The following is a 25980-nucleotide window of genomic DNA, read 5'->3' as shown; positions in this document are numbered from 1 at the left end:
GCCCCGTACCCTCTTTCCATGGACGCTGGGGGGCCTGTGCGCCGAGTGATCGACGACCGTTTCGAGCTGGTGAACCGGCTCGGCAGTGGCGGTATGGGCATGGTGTGGCGAGCCCATGACCTGGCTCTGCATCGCGATGTGGCGCTCAAGGAAGTACGGCCCCCGGACCCCGCGCTCACCGAGAACGATCCGGAGGCGGCCCGGCTGCTGCGGGCGCGGGTGCTGCGTGAGGCCCGTGCGCTGGCCCGGCTCGACCACCCGGGCGTCGTCACGGTCCACCACATCGTGGACGGCGGCGAGCACGCGTACCCGTGGATCGTGATGGAGCTGGTGCCCGGCGCCTCGCTCGCGGAACGTCTCGCCGAGGGCACCCTCACCCCCGCCGAGGCCGCCGAGCTCGGCCGCGGGGTGCTGTCCGCGCTGCGCGCCGCCCACGCCGCCGGTATCCACCACCGCGACGTGAAACCTGCCAACGTACTGCTGCGGGCCGACGGCAGTCCGGTGCTCACGGACTTCGGCATCGCCGCGATCCGTGAGTCCACGAGCCTGACGGCGACCGGCTCCATCATCGGCTCCCCCGACTACATGGCGCCCGAGCGGATTCGCGGCGAGGAGGGCGATCCGTCGTCGGACCTGTGGTCGCTCGGCATGATGCTGTACGTCGCTGTGGAGGGCCGGCATCCGCTGCGCAAGGCCACCACGCTGGCGACGCTGGCGGCCGTGCTGGACGAGGAGATACCTCCGCCCCGGCAGGCCGGTCCGCTGACTCCCGTACTGAACGCGCTGCTGACCCGGGACACCGCCGCGCGGCCCGGGGCCGAGGAACTGGACCGGATGCTGGCGTCGGTGGGCGCCCCGTCGAGTGAGCCGGTCGGGGCGCCTCGGCAGAGCCCCGCGGCTCCGCGGGATGCGGTGCAGCGGCGTCCCGAGCCGGACACGCGGCAGGATGCGGTGCCGCCCGGCCACGAGCCCGCCGGCCGGACCGCGGTCCTGCCCACGGCCCCCGTCCGTCGACCGGCCGGGGCGCCCGGGGCCGGTGGCCACGCCCTCGCCACGCCCGCGCGTCCGGAGCCCGCGACGCTGGGGACGCAGGAGATCCGCCGCCGGGTCCGGCGGGGCCGCGCCATAGCGACAGCCACCGCCCTCGCGGGGACCGCCCTGACCGGTGTCCTCGTGTGGTCGCTGCTGCCCGCCCCGGACACGAACGCCTCCGGCAGCACGCCGCCCGTTTCGGACCGCACCTCCAGCAGCCCGTCGGCCACCGGGACGGAGAAGGTGAAGGAGGCGGAGACGGCGAAGGAGGCGAAGACCAAGAATCTGCTGACACCGGCCGGGGCACGGTCCGTCATCGCCGCACTCAAGCCGGTGATGGGCGGCACCCGGGTCACGTCGTTCTCACTGTACGAGGAACACGCAGGCATCGAGGCCCCGGTCAAGAACAACAAGGGTCTGTACGACGTCTACGCGTACCGGGACGGCGAGGCCACCCGCGAACGGGCGGGTGGCACGCTCATGCCGGGTGCCAAGTCCGTGGATCTGGAAAAGGTCGACTGGGACGCCCTCCCGGGGCTGATGCGCCGGGCGGACAAGGAGCTCGGAGTCACCGAGCCCACCAGCCACTACGTGGACATCGATCCGGCATCCCCGTTCGACAACTACCAGCCGACTCTCAGCGTCTATGTCTCGGACGAGTACGGCGGCGCCTATCTGCGGGCCGACATCAACGGCAAGGTACTCAAGAAGTATCCGCGCAACGGCTGAACCGGGCGCGGGTCAGCCGAGCAGCCGCACCAGCACCAGCAGCACGGCCGCGAGGGCCACGCCCATCATCAGCGTCCGGAAACCGGCCGGGAACCCGCCGACACGCTCCTTGACCTCGGCCGGCGGGGAGACGCTGTTCGCGCGGGCCAGCCATTCGTGCGGCGGGTTGTTGGGGATGGCGACCCGCCAGGGCTGCTCGGGGTCGTACTCGACGACGGCCCTGGACCTGTGCAGCAGGCCCTGCAGGTCGAGGGGGTGAATGACCTGGACCCGGTACGCGGGGAGCTCGTCGGGCATCACGGTCAGGTCGAAGGCGAACACGGACTCCACCGACCGCCCGTCGAGGACCGGCCGGCCGGTCTTCTTGTCGACGGTCTTCACCCCGTTGACCACGGCGGGCGCAAAGGCCCGCGGCCCGCCGGAGCGCAGCCCCGACATCGCGATGTTCGTCCGCAACGGCTCGGCCACATCACCGAGAATCGTCAGGACCAGGGCCGTCGCGGGGATGCCGGTCAGCAGCAGCCAGCGGGGGCCGTCGATGGCGCCCTGGGCCAGCGCGGCGAAGGAGAGTCCGATACAGAGGGCGGCGACCAGCCTGAGCGAGGAGAAGAGCCTGCGCAGGGACGATATCGATCGGTTCATGAGAGGCGCAGCAGCTTTCGGTGGGGAACCGCGACCCGGGTGAGAGCGGGGTCGTCGGGGCGGTCGGCGTCGTACACAGCGAGGACGTCACGCCGAAGGGCGACGCGTTCCACGACGGCCGGGACCTCGTGGCGCACCCCGGCCGTGTCGTCGAAGACCACGGTGACCTCGCCGTACTTGCGGCCCACCGACCGCCAGCCCTCCAGCACAGCGTCGGCCGTGGTGTAGCGGCGGGAGAGCCTGCGCAGCCCCGCGGTGCGACGCAGGCTCACCGCCGCGCCCCACCATGCGGCGAGGCAGCCCACGCCCGCGGCGGACCACAGGAAGGTGAGCCAGTCGGAGACGGAGAACCGGCCGACCGGGAAGAAGATGTGGAAGTCGGTGACAGTGCTGTACAGGACCCGGCCGTCCGCCACCGCGTCGTACCAGCCGGCGGCGCAGGCAACCGCGGAAAGCGCGATCATCGCGCCGGGCGCCGCGCGGTGCAGGAACCGGGCGGAGAGCAGACCGAGGGCGGCGGCGCAGAGCACTCCGGCGAACGGGGCCACGGCCGCGAACTGATCGCTGGCGCAACCGCCGGTCCCGTCGCAGCTCCACTGCACGGACGATGCCTCGTAACTGGCGATGTGCCACATCATCGAGACCTGCCACACCATCAGCACGCAGGCGATGGCACGCATCCCCTGCCCGTAGGCTCTCTGCCGCACTGTCCGCCCTTGTCCTTGCCGCGTCATGGGGGCATTGACGTGCCCCGACGGACCGTATAGGTGCTGTCCACACTCTGTCCGTGATCCACACCACGTGGCCGGACACCGGCAACGCTCAGACTGCGCTCTCCAGCGCCTTCGGTACCCAGCGGAGTTGAGCGGCCTCCTGGAACATGGCTCCGCCCTCGTGTCCGGTAGACCTCGATCTCCTTCTCGCCGCGGTATGCGTTGTGGGCGGCGAAGACCGTGGACGGAGGGCAGACCTGGTCCATCAGGGCGACGGAGAAGAGCGCGGGGGCGCTGCCCCGGGCGGCGAACAACACCCCGTCGAAGTACGACAGAGTGCGCAGGACGGACTCCTCCTTGCCGCGGTGCATCTTGAGATGGCGGGCTATCTCCGAGTACGGGTCGGCGTCGGTGAGGGTGACGGCCCGTCCGAAGTGGCAGAGGAACGGCACATCGGCGGCGATGGCCGCGAGGTCGGCACACTGATGGGCGACACCGGAGCGGTGCTGCGGGCGGACTCCCGGGCGACCGCGCCGCGGAAGGCGACCGTGGCGAACGACATCATCGGCTGTGCCACCGAGCGGGTCGTCCGCCTCGGTCCGACGAAGGAATTCGTCTGGCGGGGCAATGTCGTGTGGCGGACTCCGGGCGACATCCCCGCCTGTGGTTTCACCGCGGCCGATCCCCGCCTCAAGGCCGATGCGTGCGAGGTCTTGGACGTTGATGTGGCCCAGCTCTCCTCGCAGCGTCACGCAAATCTCGGCTGCCCGGGCCGCGATAGTCTGCGCGCCTCAATCCCCGCCGGCGGAGGCCTGCGGCTCCTGCGCAACCCGGACGCCGTTGACTTGGACGACGATGAAGACGGCGCGGAGGAGTGAGCCGGGCCTGACGGCCCGGCTCGTCAGCACGTTCCCCGCAGGGCTGAAGAATTACGTGAGCCCAGAGCTGTGGGGAAGCGTCAATGCCGAGTCTGTGTGGAGCGTGATGCGCACCGGCGCGAAGGCGGTGGCGTCTACCGGCGACTCCCCGGTGCCGGGATTGCGGGCGTAGCGCGGATGGGCGCCTCCGCTGATTTGCCAGCGTATGCGGTGGCCGACGGCGAAGCGATGGGTGGTGGAGCTCATCGGCACTGTGACCTGCGAGGGAACGTGTTCAGTCGTCCGAGGCCGGCCCAGTCCGTCGCAGATGTTGACGGAGCGGCCTTGTGGGTCCACGTCGCACAGGCGGGTGAAGACGTCGGCGTGGCCGGTGTCCGTGGAGATGCTCAGCCGAGCGGAGACTGGGCCCAGAATGTCCAGGGGCTCGGTCAGTGGGGGGCTGGTGAATGTCAGGACGTCGGCTCGGGCTTCCAGGGGGCTGTTGTCGCGTGGGCCGGCGGTGCGGGAGAGCAGCGGGCCGCCGAGGGATGGGGTGGGGTCGGCCGGGTCGTAGCGGAAGGACGTCAGTGGTGCGGAGTCCGTGGGGGCCTGCTGGGTGAGATGCCCGCCGGAGATGGGGTACCACGAGGTGGCAGCTGCGGCCGGCGGCCACTCGTCGAAGTCCCGCCAGGCGTTTTCGCCGCCGATGTGCATGCGCACCGCGGTCGGGCGCAGGCCGGAGGGGTCGGCGCACAGGTGGGCGCGCAGCCACGTGAGGCTCTCGGCGAACACCTCGGGCCATCCCTGTTGCAGGGCGGAGGTGTGGGTCCAGGGGCCGACGAGCAGGGCGGTCTCGCATCCCGCCTGACGCAGCCGGTCGTACTGCTCGAAGGTCTGGTCGACCAGCGCGTCATGCCATCCGGTGATCAGACTCGTGGGCACGCTGAACCGCTCCGCCAGCGACGCGCCGTGCCAGTACGCGTCCTTGGGGTCCGGGTGCGTCATGACGTCGTCCAACCAGGGCACCTCGCCCCCGAGGGCGGACACGTACGCCCCGCGCAAGGGCTGCGCGGTGGTGACGTCACGCAGGCGGCGCTGAAGGCGAAGCGTCGCCTTCAGGAACGGTCCCATGCCCTGATGCTGGTAGGTCATGCCCATACCGACGGCGAGGGCGTTCTCCAGGCGTAGCGCACCGTCCGCGTGGAACAGGGCGTAGGGATCGTGCAGGCCCACCTGCACCACCATTGCCTTCAGTTCCGGCGGCGGGTCCAGAGCGAGGGCCCATTGCACGTAGCCCAGGTAACTTGGGCCGACGGTCCCCAGCGTTCCGTTGAACCACGGTTGCTCGCGGAGCCACGACACCGTGGCCTGGCCGTCAGCGGCCTCGTTGCGCCACAGGTCGAACGCACCGCCCGAACCACCGGTGCCGCGGCAGCTCTGCAGGACCACGTGAAAGCCCTGTTCGGCGAAGAGCAGGCCGTACTGGGGAGACCACGGCAGCCCTCGGCCATAGGGCGAACGGACCAGGAGGGTGGGGAAGTCGCCCTCGGCGCGCGGGAAGTAGTGGTCAGTGATCAACGGGCTGCCGTCGGCGGCCGGCACCACCAGCTCCGGCTCCCATCCGACATCGTGCTGTTTCGCCGGGAGGCCTCGCCAGGTCGCCCTCATCATCCGTGAGGACAGCGGCGGCTTTCCGGCAGGCGGTATCCAGGGCGGCCTGGCCGCAGCATCGGGCATGCGTGATGGCATCGTTCCCCTCCTTCATTCCGTACACTGTACGAGAATAAAGGATGCTTGGATGACCTCGACAAAAAAGCCGCCGCAACAACGAGGGAAAGGAGGACGAGACCGTGCCCCATGGCGAAAGGCCCGGCGCCGCAGGCGTCGACCCCGAACAGCTCTGGCTGCGTCCCAGTGAGCCCCGCAGAGGCCGCAGGCCCTCCTTCAGCCGTGAGGTGATCACGGGAGCGGCCGTCGACCTGGCGGACGCGGAGGGACTCGAAGCGGTCACCATGCGGCGGGTCGCCGCCGAGGTCGGAGCCGGCGTCATGTCGCTCTACAGTTACGCCCCCGACAAGGAGACCCTGCTGGAACTGATGGTCGACTACGTCAGCGGCGAATTGCCGACCACGAACCTTGTCACCGGCGACTGGCGAGAGGACCTGAAGGCCATTGCCCACCTTCAGCGCGCTCTCATGCTGCGACACCCCTGGGTACCCGTCACCCTCTCCACGCGCCGCACCCCCGGCCCCAACACCCTGGCCTTCCTGGAACGTGCCCTCGCCGCTCTGCGGCCCAGCGGGCTGGACGGCGCGGCGAGGCTGGAGGTCTTCGCCCAGCTCACCGCCTTTGTGGCCGGGCACGTCAGCCATGAGATCGCTCAGGCCGCAGCCGCACAGTCCCCCGACCGGGGCGCAGCCGAAGCCCGTTACCTCGCCGCTGTCGCCGCCGACGGCCGCCACCCCGAACTCGCCGAAGCTCTCTCCGCCTCCGGACGCCCCCTCACTCCCGAAGCCACCTTCACCCGGTTCCTCAACCGCCTGATCGACGGCCTCGACACCGCCTGATCGACGGCCTCGACACCGACTGATCCCACGCACCTGTCACCGCGTCCCGCCTGCGGCACCTCCGAGAGAACGGGCCGTCGACCTCTCCCAGACCCCGGCCGCGGCGAAGGCTGCCACCGGCTGCGCTTTCGGCAGATGACCAGCTACCTACCGAGCGGTGCCTGCGTGGGCTGCACGATCGCCGCATGGCGGTCGGCGAGCTGCCGACGCAGGTGACTGTTCTCCGCCCTGGCCCGGTGCAGGGCGCCTACCAGTGCCTCGACGTCGGCCTTGAGCTGGGCGAGCTCCTCCGTGTCGGCGGCCCGGAGCTCTTTGAGCTGGCGGATCTGCTTGCGTAAGACTTGTCCCGTAACGGGGTGGCGCCCCGTACCGATCCCGGATCGGACCATGTCAGTGGCTGGTGACAGGATCCGAGGGTGCTGATCAAGGGATACGACGACGGCCCGCTGGTGGCGGGCGAGTCACTGCCGGCCCGCCTGGGCTTCTGGTCGAACTACCTTCTGTTGACTGCTCCCCTCCCTGAAGGAAGGGGATTCCCTCCTTCGGGGTTAAGCGGGGATTTCTAGCTCACGCTGCCTGGCCAGGCAGCGCCTGGTCAGGTCTTCCACGATCAGCACCAGCCGGGTCCAGACCAGCCCGGACAAGCATCACACCTGCGGAGTTCTTGTCCCTTGGGGATACGGCTCCGCAGGCGGTGCAGGTGTAGGTGCGCTCTCCCAGCGGCAGTGCGTGCTTGGCTCTCGCTCCGCAGTGCGCGCAGTCCATCGTGGAGTACGCAGGGTGGATCAGGTGCACGGACCGTCCGTGCTTGCGGCCCATCTCGATCAGGGCTTGTTTGGTCGCGCCGATGGCGGCGTCAGCAGCCTTGCGGGCCATGGTGGTCCGGCTGAGGAACTTCGGCTTGAAGTCCTCGACAGCGAGCGCGTCATGGTCGCGGACAACCCTCTTGGCCCACTTGCGGGCGGTGTCCTGGCGCTGCCGGGCCACTTTCTTGTGCAGCCTGGCACGCAGCCGCTTCGCCTCGCGGTATCCCTTCGACCCGGCGTGGCCCTTCTGCGGCTTGCGTCGGGCCATCATCCGGTCGTACCGGGTCAGCTTCTCCCTAGCCTTCCGCCCATGCCCGGCATGGGGGAGATCATGGGCACTACTGGTGGTGGTCGCGGTCTCCTTCACACCCCAGTCGATGCCGATCACGCGCCCGGTCCCGGGCATCGGCCGGATCTGGGCAGGGACGACAAAGCTGGCGTACCAGTGCCCGATACCGTCCTGATAAACACGCACGGACGATGGGTCGGCGGGCAGCTCCCGCGACCACACCACCGTCAGCACAACGCCTCCGGCCAGATGCAGTTTCCCGTCGTTGAGCCGGAAGCCGCGCCGCGTGTAGTTGAGGGAGGGCAGGGCTTCACACTTCTTCTTGTACTTCGGCATCCCGGCCCGGCGGTGCATGGGCAGCCGTTCCCTGATGTCTTTCTGCGCCTTGGCCTTGGACTTCCCGAAATCACGGATGACCTGCTGCTGGGGAACCGAGCTGCCCTCCCGCAGCCACGCAGCACTCTTCCTGGCCTCGGTCAGCATCTTGTCGAGCTGCGCCGGGCCACAGGTCCGCTTGTCGGCACCCGCGGGCTGGGCCTTGTTCCAGGCGTGGACCTGCTTGGACTTCGCCACGCACTCGTTCCAGATCCACCGGCACCGGTCCCACTCGGTGAGTAGCGCGGTACGGGCGGTGGACGACACACGGAGCCGGAAGGTCCACCGTGCGCGCTCCGCACCCTCGGTTTCCTTTAGTGTCGTCACGACGTCATACTAGCACCATGATGAATGAAGTCCGCATGACCCTGCGTCTCCCCCAAGACCTCCGCGACCGGCTGAGCGCTCACGCCAAGTCCGAGCGGCGGTCCCTCAACTCCGAACTGGTCTACATGCTTGAGGTCGGCCTCCGCGCCACTGGAGTGGACGCCGAATCGCCCGGCGGCGATTCGACTTCTCCTGCCCCGCTACGCGGGAAACCGGATTCCTCCCCAGCCTGAAGGCCGGGGCATCCTCCGGCTATCAGGTGATGTGCGGTGACGGGGCATGTGCCGAGCGGCCGGCTCCGGAGTGGTTCGGTGATGACGGCGCCGATGCCATGCCCGAGGTCCTCTTCGATCCCGAACACTGGCCGGTGTTCCGGGTGCCGGCCGAAGACGGTCCCGGAGCTGTGGTGATCTACCGCAACCTGGTCGGCGACTACGGCACCGACTACCTCCTCACCCATCCAGACAGGAGCTACGCCCAGCAGATCGCCAGCTGGGAAGGAGATTTCTCGGGGATTGGACTGACGTGGCACGAACTGGTCCGCATCGCTGACAACCCGTCCGCCGCGGCCGAAGGCGTCCAGGACACAGCCGCCCGCCTCCTGCTGGTCCTTCCTCTCCTTGCCGACCCGGACCTGCCAGAGGCAGCCCCGGCAATGCTCACCGCCGCCCTGACTGCGGCCGGCGCGCCGCAAGACACGGCCTCCACCACGGCGGAGCACCTGCTTGCCCACCTGGAGAGAAGGTCCCGACACGATCCCACGTGGGAGTCTCCTCTGAGCGGCAGCTAAAAGGCAGGCCAATCCTCAGGTCACCCCATGGAATGATCTTGGAATGCCTGGTGTGATTACGGTGTCGGAATCTTCCTGGATAGCCCCGTTCACCGGGCTGAGCCCGCGCCAGTTCGGCAAGCTGGTGACCTTGCTGCATGTTGGGTGAGCCGGTCGACGAGCAGGCCGGGCACCGTCTCCGACGCGGCCTGCTCCTCCAAGGCCTGGGCGCGCTGCAGGAGTTCGTCGGCGTACCGGTCGGTGCGCGCGATGTTCACGCAGGACGGCCGGCACCGCTCCAGGCTCGGGGCGTCGGTGATGTCCAGCCGGTGGCACAGGGCCCGGTCGCGGTTGTAGACGCACATCAGGAACGCGTGCGGGTTGTCGTAGACGGTCAGGGCTGGGTTGTCCAGGATGTCTTGGGCTTGGCGGTGCGTACGGATGGACCCGGCGAAGGGCCCGTCCTCTCGGTGAGCGGCGCCCGGCCCCGGCCGCGTCCGCCGGTCGCGATGATTCTCCGGCATCGGCGGCCTGACACCGCTCGCGGCCCAGGCCACACAGGCACCGTGTGGCCTGCTCCCGGGTGCTCGCTGATTTGTGCATTCGTGTCAGAGGGCCGCGTCGGGACCGCCATCGGTGACGCGGCGCTTGCGGGCCGCCGTCACCAGGCCCGCGCCTGTCAGCAGGGTCACGCCCGCGAGCCCGCCGATGCCGGCCAGGACCACAGTGCTGGTGGCCGTCGGGGCCATGAGCGACTTCGCGGGTGTTCGGTCTCCGGCGGCCTGCCGGATGAGATCGGCGACGACATCGGGGTGCGACATCATCGCGACATGGGAGGAGTCGACCTCGACGGTGTGCGACTTGGCGCGCTTGGCCTCGAAGCGTTCGAGATCCGGGGCGATGGCCTTGTCCCGGGTGGCCACCAGCGCCCAGGACGGAATGGTCTTCCAGGCCGCCGCAGCCGCCGTGTCCATGAACGCGGCTCCGTTGATGGGACGCTGGGTGGCGGCCATCACGGCAGTGGTGCCCAACGGCACGTCCGCCGCGAAGACGTCGTGGAACTTGGCGGGCTGGATGTACAGATCGACCCCCTGCTTGCCGTCGGCCTCCGGGAACGGCACCGGCTTCAGAGCCGCGTTCAGCTCGCTTCCCGCAAACTTCGCCGACAGATCCGACAGCCTCTCCCCCTTGTCCGGCATGAGCGCGGACACGAACACCAGCGACTTCACTTGCGGGTTCCCCGCGGCGGCGTTGCTGATCACCGCACCGCCGTAGGAATGCCCGGCCAGCACGATCGGGCCCCTGATGCTCTTCAGCACGCCGGCTATGTACGCGGAATCACCGGCGAGCCCGCGCAGCGGATTGGCCGGGGCCATGACCTTGTACCCGTCACCCTGGAGACGTTCCACCACACCGTTCCAGCCCGAGGCATCGGCGAACGCGCCGTGTACCACCACCACTGTGGGCTTGGCGCCGGCCGGATCGGCACCGCCATCGGCTGCGGCGGGTCCGGCGGCCGCGGCAAGGGCGGCCGCGGTGAGTGCTGCGGCGACGGTCTGGGCGCGACGCCCACGTATCCGCATCCGCGGGGTGAGGAAGGTTGAGACGGTCATGCTGTTCTCTCTTCGTCGAGTGAGCGATCGGTGGTCTCAGAGTTGCCAGGCCCGGCCCGGACGGCGCGAGACGAGAAGCAGGGGAGTGAAGACTGCCGACCGTCCGAGTGAATGGTGCACAACACGGTGTGACGGGCCGATGTGCCGGGCTGTGCTGTGCTGTGCCGATCAGCCGCACGAGGGGCGATGGCGGACCGGGTGAGGTATCCCGGAAGCATGGCTTCCCGGCGGTTCCTGCAGTCGTTCCGAAAGACCCGAAGGCGCAGGAAGGCTCTCGTGGCGACGCCGTTCGCGCTGATCGCCGTCGTCACGTGGTTGACGTCACCTCGCCGCCGGATGTGCACCTCGGCCCGTTCCTGGTGGCGGCTCCTGCGGTGGCTGCCTCTTTCACCGGGCCGCGCATGACCGCTCTCGTCGGTGCGGTCGCCGTGCTGGCCCAATCCCTGGTGGCCATCGCGCGCACCAGCATCAACGACCTCAAGGAGGCCGAGGCGCAGATCGGGGGCGACCTGTACGCGGCCGCCCGCACCACCAACGGAACCCGCCTGATCATCGGTGATGTTCGCGGTAAGGGACTGTCCGCGATCGGCGAGGCAGCCAGCGTCCTGGGTGCCTTCCACGCTCTTTCCCACCAGGAGTCGCAGCTGCCCGATCTGGTGGCGCATCTGGAGGCGAGCATCGCACTGGACGAGAACCCCACCGCTCACGAAGGCGTGGACGACGACCAGGACCTTGCGGAGTCCTTTGTCACCGCGGCCGTTCTCGACATCCCCGATGCCTCCACCGAGCTCCGCCTCGTCAGCTGCGGTCATCCACCGCCGCTCCTGCTGCGCGCGGGAGAGGCGATCCCGCTCAAAGTACGAACGCCCGCCCCGCCGCTCGGTCTGACGCACCTGGTGGTCACCGAACACACGGCGGAGACGTTCACCTTCGGCGTCGGCGACACCCTGCTTCTGTACACGGACGGTGTCATCGAGTCCCGGGACCGGTCAGGGATCTTCTGTCCGCTCCCGGAACGGGCGGCATTGCGGTGCGGCCAGGGCCCGGACTCCCTGCTGGAATCTCTGTGTGCCGACCTTGTCCGCCACGCCGGCGGCCGCCTGGGCGACGATGCGGCGCTGGTCGCCATCGAACGGCTGCCGGCCTCCGGGTGACGCCGTCCGCCCGCATCGCTGCCGTCTGCCCGCATCGCTTCAGGCCCGGCTGCCTCGCAGCCGGCGCGATACGGCGCGCAGCCAGGGGTGGTGTTCGTGCAGTTGCGCCGAGCGCCGGTCGAGCTCCTTGCCCAGGCGTTCCGTGCGCTTGTCGATGTCGAGTTCGTCCAGAATCCGGTCGACCTCGGCAAGCAGGGCTCCGTGCAACTGCCAGTTGCTGGGATGTTCCTGAACGTCTTCGAGGAGCAGGTTCGCCACCCGGTCCCTGGTCGCACGGCTGACGGCGAGTGCGCGGGCGAGCCGGTCCTCGGCCTCCTCGGCGTTCTCCGCGACCGGAGTGGTGATCAACTCCGAGAAGCTTTCGATGGCACCGGCCATCTGTCCGAACAGCTCCGTCAGGGATTCGGCCACGTCGGCGGGGAACAGCGTCTCGTCGGTGCGGGCCTTGGCCAGGTCGGTCAGGGTGCGTGAGAGCACCCGCAGCACCACGGCGCAGATCTCCAGGGTGTCCAGACCGGTACGCAGCACGACCCGGTAGAGCATCCCTTGCCGGACGCGCGGGTTGAGGGTGAGGCCTTCCTCCGCCTGTCGCAGCGAGGCATCGACCTCCACGATGTCATGGTCCAGCCGGCGGGCCTGGTGGAGGCGGTCGGCCGCCCGCTGGACCGGGATGTGACCGCTCACGTCCTCCCCCATCCTGCGGAACATGTGTCCCATCGCGCGGGCCAGACTGTCGATGGAGGCACCCGCGGGCTGCACCCACACGGGTGGTGCGAAGAGCAGGTTGAACAGCAGTCCCACGCCCGCACCGATCAGTGTCTCCAGCACGCGGTCCCAGGCTGTGGAGGCGACCTGCGAGACGCCCAGTACGAGCATCGCGCTGATCGCCACCTCGGGTACGAACTCGTCGACCCGCACCAGCCGTCCGATGATCAGCGAGGCGAAGATCGTCAGTCCGAGGCTCCACCAGTTGAGCCCCACCAGGGAGCTGAGCGCACTGGCGATGAGCACCCCGACGATGACGGAGTTCACCCGGCGGATCCCCGTGGTGAGGGTCGCGTAGAGGGTGACCTGTACGACGAGGAGCGCGGTGAGCGGTGCCGTGAGCGGTGCCGGATACGGAAGGGTCCACACCGCCACGACGTAGGCGATGACGGCAGCTGCCGTGGAACGCAGGGTCTGCGCTCCGACGGGCTCGGTCGTACGCCGGACGAGCTTGATCACGGGTTCGGATACTCGTGCCATCTCTTTCCCATGCCCGCCGGTACGCCGCCACAGCGCCTCGGCGCACCGAACCCCACCGTACGGACGTGCCGATGGACGGAGCTGCGGATGTCGTGGCTCAGGAGCGCGGTTCGAGGGCGCCGATCAGTTCCCTGCCCGTGGCGGTGGCCCGCATCTCCTCGGACAGGCACTTGGCCCGCGCCCGGTACGAGGGTTCCTTGAGGACCAGTTCGGCGGCCGACCGGATACGGGAGACATCGTCGGGGCCGAGCACCGTCGACTCGTCCGCCGGGCCCGTGGTCGGGGTGACAGCTGTCCCCGCGCCCGCCTCGGCCACCAGCCGGGCGTTCACGGGCTGGTCGGCGAAGAGGGGGACGCAGACCAGCGGGACGCCTGCCGCCAGGGCGCCGAAGACCGTCCCCGACCCGCCGTGGCAGACCACGAGGGAGGCACTGCCCAGGACATCGGCCTGCGGCACCCACGCCTCCACATGGGCGTTGGGCGGAATGGGCCCGAGCCCCGACACATCGGTGCCGTGCCCCGTCGTCAGCAGTACCCGCACCGGCAGTCCGCTCACCGCCTCCAGCGCCGCCCGGTACAGGCCGGCGGCGGTCGGCATGGCGCCCGCCACGGTGCCCAGGGTGAGGTGGACGAGCGGTTCCTCGACCCCGCCCCACCAGTCCGGAAGTACGCCCGGACGAAGGGGTTCGTGGTAGCGATGGGTCACGGCATACGGCGAGGGGTCCAGGGAAGCCGGCAGGCGCGTCAGATACGGGGACACGCTGAGCCGTTCCGCGATGCCGGGGCCGTACGAGTCGAGCACGGGGCGCAGCAGTACGTCGGTGGACCGCGCGAACTGCGCAGCGGAGACCGCGACCTGGGCGTGCTGGATTCCGTGACGCTCGGCGGCCACCACCGACGCGAATTCGTACGCCTCGTGCAGCACGAGGTCGGGCCGCCACTCGCGGCATGCCTCCTCCAGCGCGGGAAGCATCGCGGCGGTGTACAGCCGGCCGAACACCTCCCTGGTCATCAGGGACACGCTGTCGTCCGGGGGCAGCTCCAGCACTCGCGCCATCACCGGCCCGAGTTCGTCGTCGGGCGGCTCCCCTCCGATGCGGTAGGGCTGTTCCCGGGCCGCCAGTAACGCTTCGAGTTTCGGTGGGGCGACGACGAGGACGCCGTCGCCCCGTGCCGTGCACGCGTCGATGAGGGGGACGAGTGGGTGGAAGTGGCCCGATCCGCTGGTCGAGGCGAAAAGTACACGCATGGCGTCGAGCCTAGGGACGTCTGCCCACTGTCCGCAGGCCCACTTTCCGCCTGCTTCCATCGGCTTGCCGGATTTTGTGCACCGGTCGGGTCAGGCCGGGCGGTCGTCGGTGATGCGCCGATCCTGCACCTTGATCCGGTACAGCCACAGCAGTACGGCCACGACCAGGACGGCAAGTGCCACTCCCAGTTCGGTGTAGCCGCCGTATCCGGTGATGGAGAAGCCGGTCGCACCCACAACCAGCACCGCTGTGAGGAACCCGGCCAGCGTCCAGGCCAGGGGCACGAAGAAACGGGGCAGCCGGATGGGCCGCAGGGCGTCGGGACGGTCCTTGCGCAGCAGCGCGAAGCCGGAGACCGCCAGCACATGGGTGAGGATGTATCCCAGGTTGCCGGTGACGATGATGGCCAGCGGGGTCTGAAGCACCGTCAGCACGAAGACGTTCAGCACCAGGGCCACCAGCAGTGCCCGGGCCGGCACCCCGCGCTTGTTCAGCACCCCCACCTGCTTGATGGTGAGCCCCGCCTTGCCCATCTCGTACAGCACCCGGGAGCCGTCGGCGAGACCGGTGATCATGATGAGCAGCAGCGAGGCGATGAGGAAGACCACCATGAGGTCGGAGGCGCCGCCCACCAGGTCCTGGAAGGCGCCGACGAAGAAGGTGGTGGGTTCCTCGCCGATGGCCTTCTCACCGACGTACCCCGACAGGGTCAGCGGCAGCAGGATGAAGACGCCGAGGGAGAACAGCACACCGGCGCGCAGGGCCCGGGTGGTGTCGCGCACCGTGTCCTTGTACTCGGGGGCGAAGGTCGCGCACACCTCCACTCCGAATGATGTCCACGCCATGACGTACAGCCACACCAGCGCCTCGCGCAGCCCCGCGGCGCCGTGCAGATTCCAGTGCAGGCCCTGCGCGCTCCAGTCGCCGGAGAGCAGCGGCAGGACGATGAAGACGGCGAGCGGCACCAGCAGCGCACCGCCGGTGACGTAGACGACCCACATGGCGACATGGAGGCCGATCATCGCGGCGCCGAACAGCAGCAGCATCACGAGAAGTCCCACCGCTATGGGGAAGTCCACCTTCACCGGCCCGAACTCCACGTTCCAGTCCTGGCCGGGGAACCACTGGGCCTGGACGAAGGAGCCGATGAGCCCGGAGTAGACGGCGAGGGCCGTCGTCCAGGGGAACCAGTAGCCGATGCTCGCGATCGGGCCCACCACGGGCGCCCGCTTCTTCCAGCCCTCGGTCGCGTAATGCGCGATCCCGCCGGAGGAGTCGGGGAACATCGCGGCCAGCTCGGTGTAGATCCAGTTGGTCGCGGTGGCCAGCACCATCGAGGCCGCCCACAGGGCGATCGCACCCCAGGCGCCGAGGCCGCCGATGGAGGCGCCGAGCGAGGCGATGAGCGCCGCCGGCATGGTCAGCGACATCGCGAATCCGTCGAACCAGCTCATCTTCTTCGGCAGTGCCGGGGCGGACGCACCCGCCGCTCCCGAGGAGTCCGAAGGGTCCGGTGAGGGTGGGGCTGGGGTCTTTGGCTGGGATGACATGGGGTTCCCCTCAGGGTGGGCGCAGACAGGAGAGTCGTTGGGGCCTGGTTATAGATGAAGCGAAAAACACCTGTCAATACTCACGAAAAAGCAATGATCCACTTTGAAATTTGCCGATTCAGCAGTCTTGACAGTTCTTGATTGCTCAGCGAGTCTCCAGTCATCGCTTCGCACCCGACCCGGGCCGGCGCGGCCCAGAGCCGACGCGCCCGTTCCCGGTCAGGAACAGGACAGAGAGGCCAACGCATGACCACCCCGACCGCCGACCGGCACCAGCTCTTCATCAACGGCGCCTACACCGACGGCACCTCCGGGACCACCCACGAGGTCATCAGCCCCGCGACGGGCGAACTCGTGGGCACCTTCCCGCTGCCCGCGGCCGCCGACGTCGACACGGCTGTGCGTGCCGCGAACGCGGCCCAGCCGGCCTGGGCCGCGACCAATGTGTGGACCCGCGCCGAGCTCTGTCACCGCATCGGTACGGAACTCGGCAAGCGCGTGGACGAACTCGCCCGCCTCCAGTCCCTGGAGCAGGGCAAGCCGCTCGCCGAGTCCGTCGCCGACATCGAGGAGGCGGCCAAGCTCTTCCACCTGCACGCCGAGGACGCCGTACGGCTGCACGGCGAGACGCTGCCCTCCACCGACAACACCAAGCGGATGTTCACCTTCCAGCGCCCGGTGGGCACTTGGGGCATCATCACGCCGTGGAACTTCCCGCTGCTGATGCTCGCGGAGTTCGTCGCCCCCGGACTCGCCACCGGCAACGCCCATGTCGTCAAGCCGCCGGCCAACACCCCGCTCACCGTGCTCAAGGCGATGGAGGCGTTCGTCGCCGCCGGGCTGCCCGACGGCCTCGTCAACATCGTGCCCGGCGAGGGTGACACCGGCGATGCGCTGGTACGCCACGAGGGCATCCACGCGATCGGCTTCATCGGCTCCACCGCGACCGGGGCGAAGATCCAGTCCGCCGCCGGCCTCAAGCGATCCATCATGGAGTGCTCGGGCAACGGCCCGCTCGTCGTCCTCGCGGACGCCGATGTCGAGGCCGCTGCCAAGGCCGCCGTCGACGGCGCCTACCCATGCGCCGGACAGGTCTGCTGCGCCACCGAACGCGTCATCGTGCACGCCGACATCCACGACGAGTTCGTCGAGGCCGTGCTGCGCGAGGCCCAGCGCATCACCCTCGGCGACCCGTTCGACCCCAAGACGGTTCTCGGTCCCCTCAACAACGAGGGCGTCGCGGCCAAGATGGACCGTCACATGGCCGACGCGCGCGAGCGCGGCGCGCGCATCCTGCTCGGCGGCAAGCGCGCTTCAGGACACCCCACGGACCTCTACTACGAGTTCACCGTGGTGGACGGGGTGCCCGAGGACAGCCTGCTGTCCCGCGAGGAGTCCTTCGGCCCGGTCGTCCCGATCATCACCGGGCAGGACGAGGACGACCTGTTGCGCATCGCCAACGACGACAAACTGGGCCTCCAGGGCGCCGTCTTCACCCGCAGCATGACCTCCGCCTTCCGCTTCATCGAGGAAATGGCCGTCGGCCAGGTCGTCGTGAACGAGAGCAACAACTGGTGGGACATCAACATGCCCTTCGGCGGCGCCGGCAGCCGCTCCACCGGCTGGGGCCGCATCGGCGGCAAGTGGACGCTCATGGACATGACCGACACCCGTACCGGCGTCATCAGTCTCTGACCGCCCCGCGCCCACTCCACCGTCCGCGGGCCGGGGCCCCGACCAGCGTCGGGGCCCCGGCCCGCGCCGCCCCACCACGCCGGCAACGAGGTACCCGCCACATGACCACCGCAGCCCCGCGCCCCACCGACCACCGCAACCGACTGCGCGACACGAAGGCCGCCCCCTACTGGCTGGACCGGCCCGAGCACCCCGCACCGCTGCCCCGGCTGACCGCCGACACCACGTGCGATCTCGCCGTCGTCGGCGGTGGTTACACCGGGCTGTGGACCGCCCTGCTCGCCAAACGCGCCCGCCCCGAACGAGACGTCCTCGTCCTCGAGCAGAACACCTGCGGCCACGCGGCCAGCGGCCGGAACGGCGGTTTCTGCTCCCCGAGCATCACCCACGGCCTCGCCAACGGCGCCGACCGCTGGCCCACCGAGGCCCGGCTGCTGCACCGCCTGGGCATGGAGAACTTCGACGCCTTCCGGCGCGACCTGGACACCCATGGCATCGACTGCGGGTTCATACGCAGCGGCAAGGTCACCACCGCCGCCACCCCCTGGCAGGCCGAAGGGCTCAAGGGCGCCCATGCGCTCGCCCACCGGTACGGCGAACAGACCAGACTGCTGGACCGTGACGAACTGCGGAGCTACGTCGACTCCCCCCTCTGGACAGCCGGCCTGTGGTCCCCCGACTACGCGCTCCTCGACCCCGCCCGCCTCGTCTGGGGCCTGCGCGCCGCCTGCCTCGACCTCGGGGTCCGCATCGCCGAGCACACCGAAGTCACCGCCCTGACCACCCGTCATGCCGGCCGGGTCCGCCTCACCACCCCCTACGCCGCGGTCGGTGCCCGGCAGGTCGCCCTCGCCACCAACATCTACCGCCCCCTGCTCAAGCGCCTCTCGCTCACCATGATTCCGGTCTACGACTACGCGCTGACCACCGAACCCCTGAGCAATGAGCAGCTCGCCGCCATCGGCTGGAGCGGCGAGCACGGAATCACCGACGCGGGCAACCAGTTCCACTACCTCCGCAAGACCGACGACAACCGCATCCTGTTCGGCGGTTACGACGCCATCTACCACTACGGCAACCGGGTCGATGAGCGTCTCACCCAGCGCCCCGCCACCTTCGACATCCTCGCCGCCCAATTCGCCGAAGCCTTCCCCGCCCTCGCCGGCGTCCGCTTCTCGCACTCGTGGGGCGGCGTCATCGACTCCACCACCCGCTTCTGCATGTTCGCGGGCACCGCCGCGCGCGGCCGGATCTCCTACGCCCTCGGCTTCACGGGGCTCGGCGTCGGCGCCACCCGCTACGGCGCCCAGGTGATGCTCGACCTGCTCTCGGGCCGGCGCACGGAACGGCTCCGGCCCGCCATGATCCGCCGCCCCCCGGTGCCCTTCCCCCCGGAGCCGGTGCGCTATCTCGGCGTCGAGGCCACCCGGTGGTCCATGGCCCGCGAGGACACGAACGGCCACCGCAACCTGTGGCTGCGTGCCCTGGACCGACTCGGCCTCGGCTTCGACTCCTGAGCCGGGCAGGATAGGCCCGTACGACCGAAGATCCAGGCCCGCACACCGTGGTGGGCCGTACATGAGAGCCGGAGCAACAGCATGAGCACGCTGGGTGGCAGCCCCCTGGACGACACCGACCGCCAGATCATCGCCGCACTTCAAGCGGACGGCCGCCGCCCGTACAGCCAGATCGCCGAGGAACTGGACATTCCGGCCTCCTCCGTGCGTTACCGCGTCCAGCGCATGGAGGAGAACGGCACCCTCCAGATCGTCGGCATCGCCAACCCGCTGACCATCGGCTTCGACCGGTTCGCCATGGTCGGCATCCGGGTCAGGCCGGGCAGTGCCCAGGAGGTCTGCAGGCGGCTGCGTGAGCTGCCGGAGACCTCCTACGTCATCATGACGGCGGGCACCTACGACGTGATGGCGGAGGTGATCTGCCGGGACACCGACCACTTCACCGACCTGATGAACCGCAGGCTGCATCTCATCGACGGGATCGTCTCGACCGACTCGTTCTTCGTACTGGAAGTGCACAAGTTGGCCTACGGGTGGGGTGTCGGCGAGGTGGACACCTCGCTGCTCGACGCCCCGCAGCCGCCGCTCAGCGCCGGTCTCGACCAGCGCGCCTGAGCCGTGCCGCGGGCGTCAGCTGGCGAATCCCACGTGCACATGGTCGTGATGGGTGTCGTCGGTGAAGAACTGATTCGCCGTCTTGCCCCCGGAGAGCTGGAACGGTCCGCCGACGTTGTACGAGCCGGCCGCCGCCGCATCTCGCATGAAGGACTCGGTCAACCGGCGAGGAGTGGCCGGATCGACGACCTTGTGCCCGTCGATCCGCCACACGTCGAAGGCCCGGCCCGGTGGGTGATCGCTGGGCCTGTCGGTGCCGAACACGTACAGCGGATGCCCGGAGCGGAACACGGTGACGTCCATCCGGTACGTACCGGCCAGTCGCAGCAGAGCCCGTAGGACGGTCGGGTGGATGCGCCCACTGCGGATGTCGGCCTCCGCCGCGGGCGGCAGGCCGATCCGCGGGTCGTCCAGCACCCGCCTCGCCGCCGTGGGCAGCGACGCCACCGCGGCGCCGGGACGGCCGGGGTGGAGCGCGGTGACCTCCCAGCGGGGCCGCGCCCGGCTCAGCCGTACGTCGACGGTCGTACCGCCCGCATGCCCGGGGGTCCATTGCCGGCACACCACCATCACACTGGCCGAGTCCGCCAGAATCCCCCCGTACTGCGCGTCGATCACCTGGAGCGCGGCCTCGTCCGCGTCGGGCCGCAGCGGGCCCGCCCGGTCCACCAGCGACGGCGCCGCCCCCAGCGCGGCCACCCGTCTCTTCGCCGCCGCCGCACCGCCCTGCCCGGCGGGCCACGCACCGATCGCCTCCACCACCTGCACGGCGCGCAGCTTCACGGCGGGGTCCACGTCGGCGCGGTCGGGACGCCAGGCCGTGGTCGTGGGCAAGGACGCGAGCAAAGACGGAGACGCGGACGTCGGGGATACCGACTCGGACGGGCCGGCCGCAGTCCCGGAAGTTGCCGAGCAGCCCGTGGATCCCGCGAGCAGTCCACCGGTGGCAAGCAGCAGTGCACGTCGGCCGAGTGGTTGTCGCATGCGATGCCCCGTTCCCGTTCGGGGTCCTCATCCGCAGGGATTCGGACCCGTACAGATTTCGATGGTCAGGCATGAATAGCTTCATCATCTTCCATTCACCCGGGCGTGACTGCCAGCATCGGCGCACCGCCACCCCGTGAGGGAGAAATCCTATGAATCGTCCCCGTTCTCTGCGCTGTCTGGCAGCCCTGGCCGTGGTAGCTCTCGCGGCCACCGCGTGTGGACGCTCCGGCCAGGGCGACGCCCCGTCCGGCAGTTCCTCGCAGGCCGCCGCCGGCCGGACCGCAGCCGAGCTGCTCCCCGCGCAGTACCGGCAGAAGGGTGTGCTGCGGGTCGCCACCGCGGTGGGATACCCGCCGATGGAGATGTACGAGCCCGGGACCACCCGGCTCACAGGTGTCGACCCCGACCTGGCCAAGGCCATCGCCGAGCGGCTGAAGCTGAAGCTCGAACTCACCAACGCCGCCTTCGACGGGCTGATCCCCGGTCTGGAGTCCGGACGCTTCGACCTGGTCATGTCGTCCATGACGGACAGTGCCCAGCGGCGCCAGGCGGTCGACTTCGTCGACTACTTCCGTACCGGCGGCGTCATCATGACGAAGAAGGGCAACCCGCAGGGCATCACGTCCCTCACGGACCTGTGCGGTAAGACCGTCGTCCTCGCCAAGGGCAGCTCGAACCTCCACATCGGCGAGGAGCAGAACGCCAAGTGCACGGAGAAGATGCGGATCTCGCAGAGCGAGGACGCGCCGACCGGGCTGCTGCAACTGGACAGCGGACGCGCGGTCGCGACCATCGTCGACTATCCCGTCGCCAGGATGTTCACGAAGAAGAGCAGCGCGTACGAGGTTCTGCCGACGCAATACGGCACCGCCCCCTGGGGCATCGCGGCCGCGAAGAGCCAGGGCGGACTGCGCGACGCCGTCCACAAGGCCCTGCAGGAACTGATCGACAACGGCGGCTACCGGAAGATCCTCGACACCTGGGGAGTCGGCGACAGCGCCGTGCCCGAGGCCACCGTCAACGACGGGCAGTGAGTACGGACATGACCTACCGGAAGATACCCGGCGCCGCCCTCGGTGCGGCACCGGAAGCCACCGACGCCGCTACGCCGCCGGAGGAGGACCTCTCCCTCCAGGTGACCCGGCGCCCCCGTCCCGGGCGCTGGCTGGCGGTCCTCGCCGCAGCACTGTTCACGGTGTGGCTCGCCTACACCGTCATCGTCAGTCCCAACCTGCACTGGGACATCGTCGCCAAGTACCAGTTCGACGCCGTGATCCTCAACGGTCTCGCGGTGACCATTCAGCTCACGCTCGTCTCGATGGCCCTCGGCATCGTCATCGGGGTACTCGTCGCGGTGATGCAGCTCTCCGACAGTCCGGTTCTGCGTCTCACCGCCGGTGCGTACACCTGGTTCTTCCGGGGCACACCGCTGCTGGTCCAGCTCATCTTCTGGTTCAACCTGGCCCTGATCTTCCCGGTGATCAGCATCGGTGTCCCGTTCGACGGCCCGAAACTCATCAGCTGGCAGTCCAACCAGGTCATCACCGGATTCGTGGCGGCCCTGCTCGGCCTCTCCATCAACGAAGGTGCCTACATGGCCGAGATCGTGCGGGCGGGCATTCAGAGCGTGGACCCCGGACAGCGCGAGGCCGGTGCGTCCATCGGCATGTCCAACCGTCAGATCCTGTCCAGGATCATCCTTCCGCAGGCGATGAGAGTCATCATCCCCCCGTTCGGCAACCAGTTCATCTCCATGCTCAAGACGACCTCGCTGGTCTCGGTCATCGCGGGCGCCGATCTGATGACCGTCTCCCAGCACCTCTACCTCGCCAATTTCGAGGTGGTGGCGCTGCTCCTGGTGGCTTCCCTCTGGTACCTGGTGCTCACCACGATCGCGAGCATCGGCCAGCATGCCGTCGAACGCCGCTACAGCCCGGGCGCCGCACCGCCGCTGCGGCGCAGGGTCCTGGCGAATCTCGTACCCGGGCGTGACAGGAAGGAGGCAGCGGCATGAACGAGGTGATCCTCAGGGCCCGTGGGGTCCGTAAGCGATTCGGTGACACCGAGGTGCTGAAAGGCATCGATCTCGATGTCCGCAGCGGTGAGGTGCTGTGTGTCATAGGCCCTTCCGGTTCCGGGAAGTCGACGCTGCTGCGCTGCTTCAATCACCTTGAGCAGATCGACGCGGGGCGGGTGTGGATGGACGGTGAGCTGATCGGCTACGAGCAGCACGGCCCGTCCGGGCGTGTCCTGCGCGAGCGGCGCCCCCGTGACATCCGACGGCAGCGGGAGCGGATCGGCATGGTGTTCCAGCGGTTCCATCTGTTCCCGCACCGCACAGCGGTGCAGAACGTGATGGAGGGGCCCGTCGCCGTCAAGGGCCTCTCCCGTGCGCAGGCCGAGAAGCAGGCCCGGGAGCTGCTGGACCACGTCGGTCTTGCGGACCGGGGGGACCACTACCCGGGGCAGTTGTCCGGCGGGCAGCAGCAGCGCGTGGCGATCGCCCGGGCACTGGCCATGGAGCCGGCACTCATGCTCTTCGACGAACCCACCTCCGCTCTCGATCCCGAACTCGTCGGCGAGGTCCTGGGCGTCATGCGAGACCTGGCCCGCAGCGGTATGACGATGGTCGTGGTCACTCACGAGATGGGCTTCGCCCGCGAGGTCGCCGACCGTGTCCTGTTCATGGATCAGGGTGCCGTCGTCGAAGCCGGGACGCCGGAGCTTCTGTTCACCGACCCGCGGCACGAGCGCACGCGGGCCTTCCTGTCGACGGTGCTGTGATGGGCCGCCCGATGGATCTGCTGCTGCGCGGCGGCACACTCGTCGACGGAACCGGCGCACCCGCCAGGGACGCGGACATCGCGGTGGTGGACCGGCGGATCGCCGTACTACCCGCCGGCGCCCCGGCCGCGGCGGCAGAGACCCTGGATGTGACCGGTCAGGTCATCGCGCCCGGCTTCATCGATGTGCACACGCACTCCGACGCCCTCGCGGCACCCCACGACGGCGACGGCACCGCGGAGCCGGTCGACGACCTTCGCCTCGCACCACTGCTTCAGGGCGTCACCACGGAGATCTGCGGCAACTGCGGGACGAGCCTGTTCCCTTCGCTGCCGGAACGGCTGCCTTCACTCGCCGAGCATCTCAGAGTGACGTTCGGGCTCGGACCTGTACGGCCCGCCGTGGACTTCGACGCATTCGCCACCGGCCAGGACCCTGCCCTGCGCCGCACCCACATCGCGTCATTGGTCGGCCACGGCACGCTGCGCGCCGGGGTGATGGGCTTCGAGGCCCGCCCGCCCCGGCCCGACGAGCTGGACACCATGTGTGCGCTGCTCGACCGGGCGCTCGGCCAGGGTGCGGCCGGCCTGTCCACGGGGCTGATCTACCCGCCGGGCACCTACGCCGACACCGAGGAGATCGTCGCGCTGGCCGGCGTCGCCGCGCGTCATGGAAAGCCCTACGTCACCCATCTGCGCGACGAGATGTCACAGGTGGAGACCGCCCTGGAGGAAGCCCTGGAGATCGCGGTGCGTTCCGGCGCCCCACTGCAGATCTCCCACCACAAGACCGCGGGCCGGCACGCCTGGGGCGCCACGCTGCGCACCCTGCCCCGGCTGGAACAGGCCCGTGCCGAAGGCGTGGACGTGCTGTGCGACGTCTACCCGTACACCGCGGGCAGCACCGTTCTGCACGCCATGCTGCCACCGTGGACGAGCGAGGGCGGCGTCGGTGCCCTGCTGGAACGGCTACGCCGGGCCGATACGCGCGACCGGATCCGGACGGACATCGCTCAGGGCATCAAGGGGTGGGAGAACACCGTGGGCAACGGTGGCTGGGACCTCATCACCGTGGCCGCCGCGCAGGCGCACCCGGAGGCCGAGGGCCGCAGCATCGCCGACCTCGCTGCCGGGCGCGGCGTCGACCCGGTCGACTACGCGTGCGACCTGCTGCTGGCCGAGCAGGGCGAGGTGACCATCATCAGCCACTCCATGCGCGAGGACGACGTCCGGCGGGTGCTCGCCAGCCCGCTGTCGATGATCGGGTCGGACGGTGTCCCCAAACCCGGTCGACCGCACCCTCGTTGGGCGGGAAGTTTCGCCCGTGTGCTCGGCCATTACGGCCGCGACCAGCAACTGGTGCCGCTGGAGAACGCGGTGCACAAGATGACCGGTCTGCCGGCCCGCCGGTTCGGGCTCACCGGCCGCGGCGTGGTCCGCGACGGCGCCCTCGCCGATCTGGTCGTCCTCGACCCGGCGTCGGTACGTGACACCGCCACCTTCGACCGGCCTCTGCTGGCCCCCGAAGGCATCGATACCGTCGTGGTGGCGGGGCAGGTCGCGGTAAGGGGCGGCTGCCCGACCGCGGCGCGGGCGGGAGAAGTGGTGAGGATCCGATGAGTCTGGCCCAAGTGGCCGCGGCGGCGCGGCGCTCGGCAGCGCTGCCGCTCACCCTGGCCGTCGCCGCCGTCGACATCGACGGCGGCGAGATGGTGGGGGTCGACGACCGCACCGTGCTGCCGGTCGCGTCCGCCTCGAAGCTGCTGCTGCTCGCCGAGGTCTCACGCCGACTGGACACCGGGGAGCTGCTCGCCGACCGGCCCGTCGAACTCCTCGACGAGGACATGGCGGACGGCACCGGGCTGCTGCGCCGGATGAGCAGGCGCGGCTGGACCATCGAGGATCTGGCCTGGCTGACCGCTTCGGTCAGTGACAACACCGCCACCAACGCGCTCCTCCGCCTGGTGGGACGCGAGTCCACGGCCCGGCTGGCGGAGGAACTCGGGCTCGACCGCCTCACACTGCACGACAAGGTCCGTGACATCCGGGGCCCGGATGTCCCGCCCGTCTTCGCCACCGGCACCGCACGGGACCTGGCACGGCTGGTGACACATGCGGTACGCGGCACGATGAGCTCCCCGGCAGCCTCCGCACGTCTCCTGCAATGGATGCGCGCCAACACCGACCACGGTCTGGTCCCCGCCCTGGTGGATCACGACCCGTACGCCCCCGGCTTCCCGAACCCCTTGCCCGACGGGCTTCTGGTGGCCAACAAGACCGGCACCGACACCGGGGTCCGCGCCGACGCCGGTGTCATCGTCGGTGCGCGCCGGCTGGCGTACGCGGTGGTGGCGCACTGGGACCCGGCGCTGGGCCCCAGCACGGAGCGGGCCGCGGTGCATGCCATCCGGGACGTCGGCCGCACCCTCGCGGCCTGTGCCCGGCGCCGCGCCGCCGAATGAGAG

The 25980-nt window shown here is 69.6% G+C and carries 24 protein-coding genes and 2 pseudogenes; 15 read left to right on the top strand and 11 right to left on the bottom strand.

Going from position 1 to position 25980, the window contains the following annotated elements; translation table 11 throughout:
- The first annotated feature begins 18 nt into the window (after positions 1-18).
- Positions 19-1761 carry a serine/threonine-protein kinase gene (locus OG953_RS38680; protein WP_405690307.1) on the top strand — a complete coding sequence of 581 codons (1743 nt, stop codon included), beginning with the start codon at positions 19-21 and terminating at the stop codon, positions 1759-1761.
- A gap of 12 nt (positions 1762-1773) precedes the next feature.
- Here OG953_RS38680 and OG953_RS38675 read toward each other — a convergent pair whose 3' ends face one another.
- The 3 genes and pseudogenes from OG953_RS38675 to OG953_RS38665 form a co-directional block, all read right to left on the bottom strand.
- A complete protein-coding gene (locus tag OG953_RS38675; RefSeq protein ID WP_405690305.1) occupies positions 1774-2403 on the bottom strand; it encodes a hypothetical protein in 630 nt (209 codons plus the stop codon).
- A complete protein-coding gene (locus OG953_RS38670; protein ID WP_405690304.1) occupies positions 2400-3083 on the bottom strand; it encodes a hypothetical protein in 684 nt (227 codons plus the stop codon). The genes OG953_RS38675 and OG953_RS38670 overlap by 4 nt, the downstream gene beginning before the upstream one ends.
- A gap of 142 nt (positions 3084-3225) precedes the next feature.
- Positions 3226-3592 (bottom strand): annotated as a pseudogene (locus OG953_RS38665) (acetylxylan esterase); the annotation flags it as partial.
- Here OG953_RS38665 and OG953_RS38660 point away from each other — a divergent pair.
- The gene (locus tag OG953_RS38660) at positions 3551-3994 is read left to right on the top strand and encodes a hypothetical protein (RefSeq protein ID WP_405692492.1); all 444 of its coding nucleotides are present in this window, start codon (positions 3551-3553) and stop codon (positions 3992-3994) included. The pseudogene OG953_RS38665 and the gene OG953_RS38660 sit on opposite strands and share 42 nt — an antisense overlap.
- Positions 3995-4045: 51 nt before the next feature.
- Here OG953_RS38660 and OG953_RS38655 read toward each other — a convergent pair whose 3' ends face one another.
- Entirely contained in the window at positions 4046-5644 is a 1599-nt protein-coding gene (locus OG953_RS38655) for a CocE/NonD family hydrolase (protein WP_405692314.1), read from the bottom strand.
- Positions 5645-5823: 179 nt separating this feature from the next.
- Here OG953_RS38655 and OG953_RS38650 point away from each other — a divergent pair, with 179 nt between their 5' ends.
- Entirely contained in the window at positions 5824-6540 is a 717-nt protein-coding gene (locus OG953_RS38650) for a TetR/AcrR family transcriptional regulator (RefSeq protein ID WP_405690302.1), read from the top strand.
- A gap of 143 nt (positions 6541-6683) precedes the next feature.
- Here OG953_RS38650 and OG953_RS38645 read toward each other — a convergent pair whose 3' ends face one another.
- Both OG953_RS38645 and OG953_RS38640 read right to left on the bottom strand, forming a co-directional pair.
- Positions 6684-6929, bottom strand: coding sequence for a hypothetical protein (locus OG953_RS38645; RefSeq protein ID WP_405690300.1), 246 nt, complete (start codon positions 6927-6929; stop codon positions 6684-6686).
- A 178-nt stretch (positions 6930-7107) separates the two neighbouring features.
- A complete protein-coding gene (locus OG953_RS38640) occupies positions 7108-8337 on the bottom strand; it encodes an RNA-guided endonuclease InsQ/TnpB family protein (protein WP_405686985.1) in 1230 nt (409 codons plus the stop codon).
- Between the two features lie 17 nt (positions 8338-8354).
- On the opposite strand from OG953_RS38640, the gene OG953_RS38635 reads away from it, so the two are divergent.
- From OG953_RS38635 to OG953_RS38625, 3 genes and pseudogenes are all read left to right on the top strand, one after another.
- Positions 8355-8570 carry an Arc family DNA-binding protein gene (locus OG953_RS38635; protein WP_405686984.1) on the top strand — a complete coding sequence of 72 codons (216 nt, stop codon included), beginning with the start codon at positions 8355-8357 and terminating at the stop codon, positions 8568-8570.
- Between the two features lie 98 nt (positions 8571-8668).
- Positions 8669-9127 (top strand): hypothetical protein, encoded by a 459-nt coding sequence (locus OG953_RS38630; protein ID WP_405690298.1) that lies wholly within the window; start codon positions 8669-8671, stop codon positions 9125-9127.
- Positions 9128-9170: 43 nt separating this feature from the next.
- A pseudogene (locus OG953_RS38625) lies at positions 9171-9263 on the top strand (IS5/IS1182 family transposase); the annotation flags it as partial.
- A gap of 451 nt (positions 9264-9714) precedes the next feature.
- Here the strand turns inward: OG953_RS38625 and OG953_RS38620 are convergent.
- Positions 9715-10719 carry an alpha/beta fold hydrolase gene (locus OG953_RS38620; protein WP_405690296.1) on the bottom strand — a complete coding sequence of 335 codons (1005 nt, stop codon included), beginning with the start codon at positions 10717-10719 and terminating at the stop codon, positions 9715-9717.
- 311 nt (positions 10720-11030) lie between these two features.
- Here OG953_RS38620 and OG953_RS38615 point away from each other — a divergent pair, with 311 nt between their 5' ends.
- Positions 11031-11873, top strand: a complete 843-nt coding sequence (locus tag OG953_RS38615) for a PP2C family protein-serine/threonine phosphatase (protein WP_405690294.1) — start codon at positions 11031-11033, stop codon at positions 11871-11873.
- A gap of 39 nt (positions 11874-11912) precedes the next feature.
- Here the strand turns inward: OG953_RS38615 and OG953_RS38610 are convergent, their stop codons facing one another.
- The 3 genes from OG953_RS38610 to OG953_RS38600 form a co-directional block, all read right to left on the bottom strand.
- A complete protein-coding gene (locus OG953_RS38610; protein WP_405690292.1) occupies positions 11913-13118 on the bottom strand; it encodes an FUSC family protein in 1206 nt (401 codons plus the stop codon).
- A gap of 97 nt (positions 13119-13215) precedes the next feature.
- Positions 13216-14367 carry a glycosyltransferase gene (locus OG953_RS38605; RefSeq protein WP_405690290.1) on the bottom strand — a complete coding sequence of 384 codons (1152 nt, stop codon included), beginning with the start codon at positions 14365-14367 and terminating at the stop codon, positions 13216-13218.
- Positions 14368-14457: 90 nt separating this feature from the next.
- Positions 14458-15918: an APC family permease gene (locus OG953_RS38600; RefSeq protein ID WP_405690288.1), complete on the bottom strand. Its 1461-nt coding sequence runs from the start codon at positions 15916-15918 to the stop codon at positions 14458-14460.
- 246 nt (positions 15919-16164) lie between these two features.
- On the opposite strand from OG953_RS38600, the gene OG953_RS38595 reads away from it, so the two are divergent.
- The 3 genes from OG953_RS38595 (at position 16165) to OG953_RS38585 (ending at position 19745) form a co-directional block, all read left to right on the top strand.
- Entirely contained in the window at positions 16165-17613 is a 1449-nt protein-coding gene (locus OG953_RS38595) for an aldehyde dehydrogenase family protein (RefSeq protein WP_383057136.1), read from the top strand.
- Positions 17614-17714: 101 nt separating this feature from the next.
- Entirely contained in the window at positions 17715-19130 is a 1416-nt protein-coding gene (locus OG953_RS38590) for an NAD(P)/FAD-dependent oxidoreductase (protein ID WP_405690286.1), read from the top strand.
- Positions 19131-19211: 81 nt separating this feature from the next.
- Positions 19212-19745 (top strand): Lrp/AsnC family transcriptional regulator, encoded by a 534-nt coding sequence (locus OG953_RS38585; protein WP_405690284.1) that lies wholly within the window; start codon positions 19212-19214, stop codon positions 19743-19745.
- A 15-nt stretch (positions 19746-19760) separates the two neighbouring features.
- On the opposite strand, the gene OG953_RS38580 is transcribed toward OG953_RS38585, so the two are convergent.
- Entirely contained in the window at positions 19761-20579 is an 819-nt protein-coding gene (locus OG953_RS38580; RefSeq protein WP_405690282.1) for a hypothetical protein, read from the bottom strand.
- Between the two features lie 302 nt (positions 20580-20881).
- On the opposite strand from OG953_RS38580, the gene OG953_RS38575 reads away from it, so the two are divergent.
- From OG953_RS38575 to OG953_RS38555, 5 genes are read left to right on the top strand one after another with little or no spacing between them, the layout of a single operon-like run.
- Complete coding sequence (locus tag OG953_RS38575) at positions 20882-21766, top strand: ABC transporter substrate-binding protein (protein WP_405690280.1); 885 nt, start codon at positions 20882-20884, stop codon at positions 21764-21766.
- An 8-nt stretch (positions 21767-21774) separates the two neighbouring features.
- On the top strand, positions 21775-22746 hold the full coding sequence (locus tag OG953_RS38570) for an amino acid ABC transporter permease (RefSeq protein ID WP_405690278.1): 972 nt from the start codon (positions 21775-21777) through the stop codon (positions 22744-22746).
- Complete coding sequence (locus OG953_RS38565) at positions 22743-23516, top strand: amino acid ABC transporter ATP-binding protein (RefSeq protein ID WP_405690276.1); 774 nt, start codon at positions 22743-22745, stop codon at positions 23514-23516. Before OG953_RS38570 ends, OG953_RS38565 begins: the two co-directional genes overlap by 4 nt.
- Complete coding sequence (locus OG953_RS38560) at positions 23516-25135, top strand: amidohydrolase family protein (RefSeq protein ID WP_405690274.1); 1620 nt, start codon at positions 23516-23518, stop codon at positions 25133-25135. The genes OG953_RS38565 and OG953_RS38560 overlap by 1 nt, the downstream gene beginning before the upstream one ends.
- Complete coding sequence (locus tag OG953_RS38555; protein WP_405690272.1) at positions 25132-25977, top strand: serine hydrolase; 846 nt, start codon at positions 25132-25134, stop codon at positions 25975-25977. Before OG953_RS38560 ends, OG953_RS38555 begins: the two co-directional genes overlap by 4 nt.
- Positions 25978-25980 lie beyond the last annotated feature (3 nt).

It is taken from the genome of Streptomyces sp. NBC_00057 (genome assembly GCF_045041165.1).
Taxonomy (GTDB): domain Bacteria; phylum Actinomycetota; class Actinomycetes; order Streptomycetales; family Streptomycetaceae; genus Streptomyces.
This window is presented reverse-complemented; position numbering and strand designations above follow the sequence as displayed.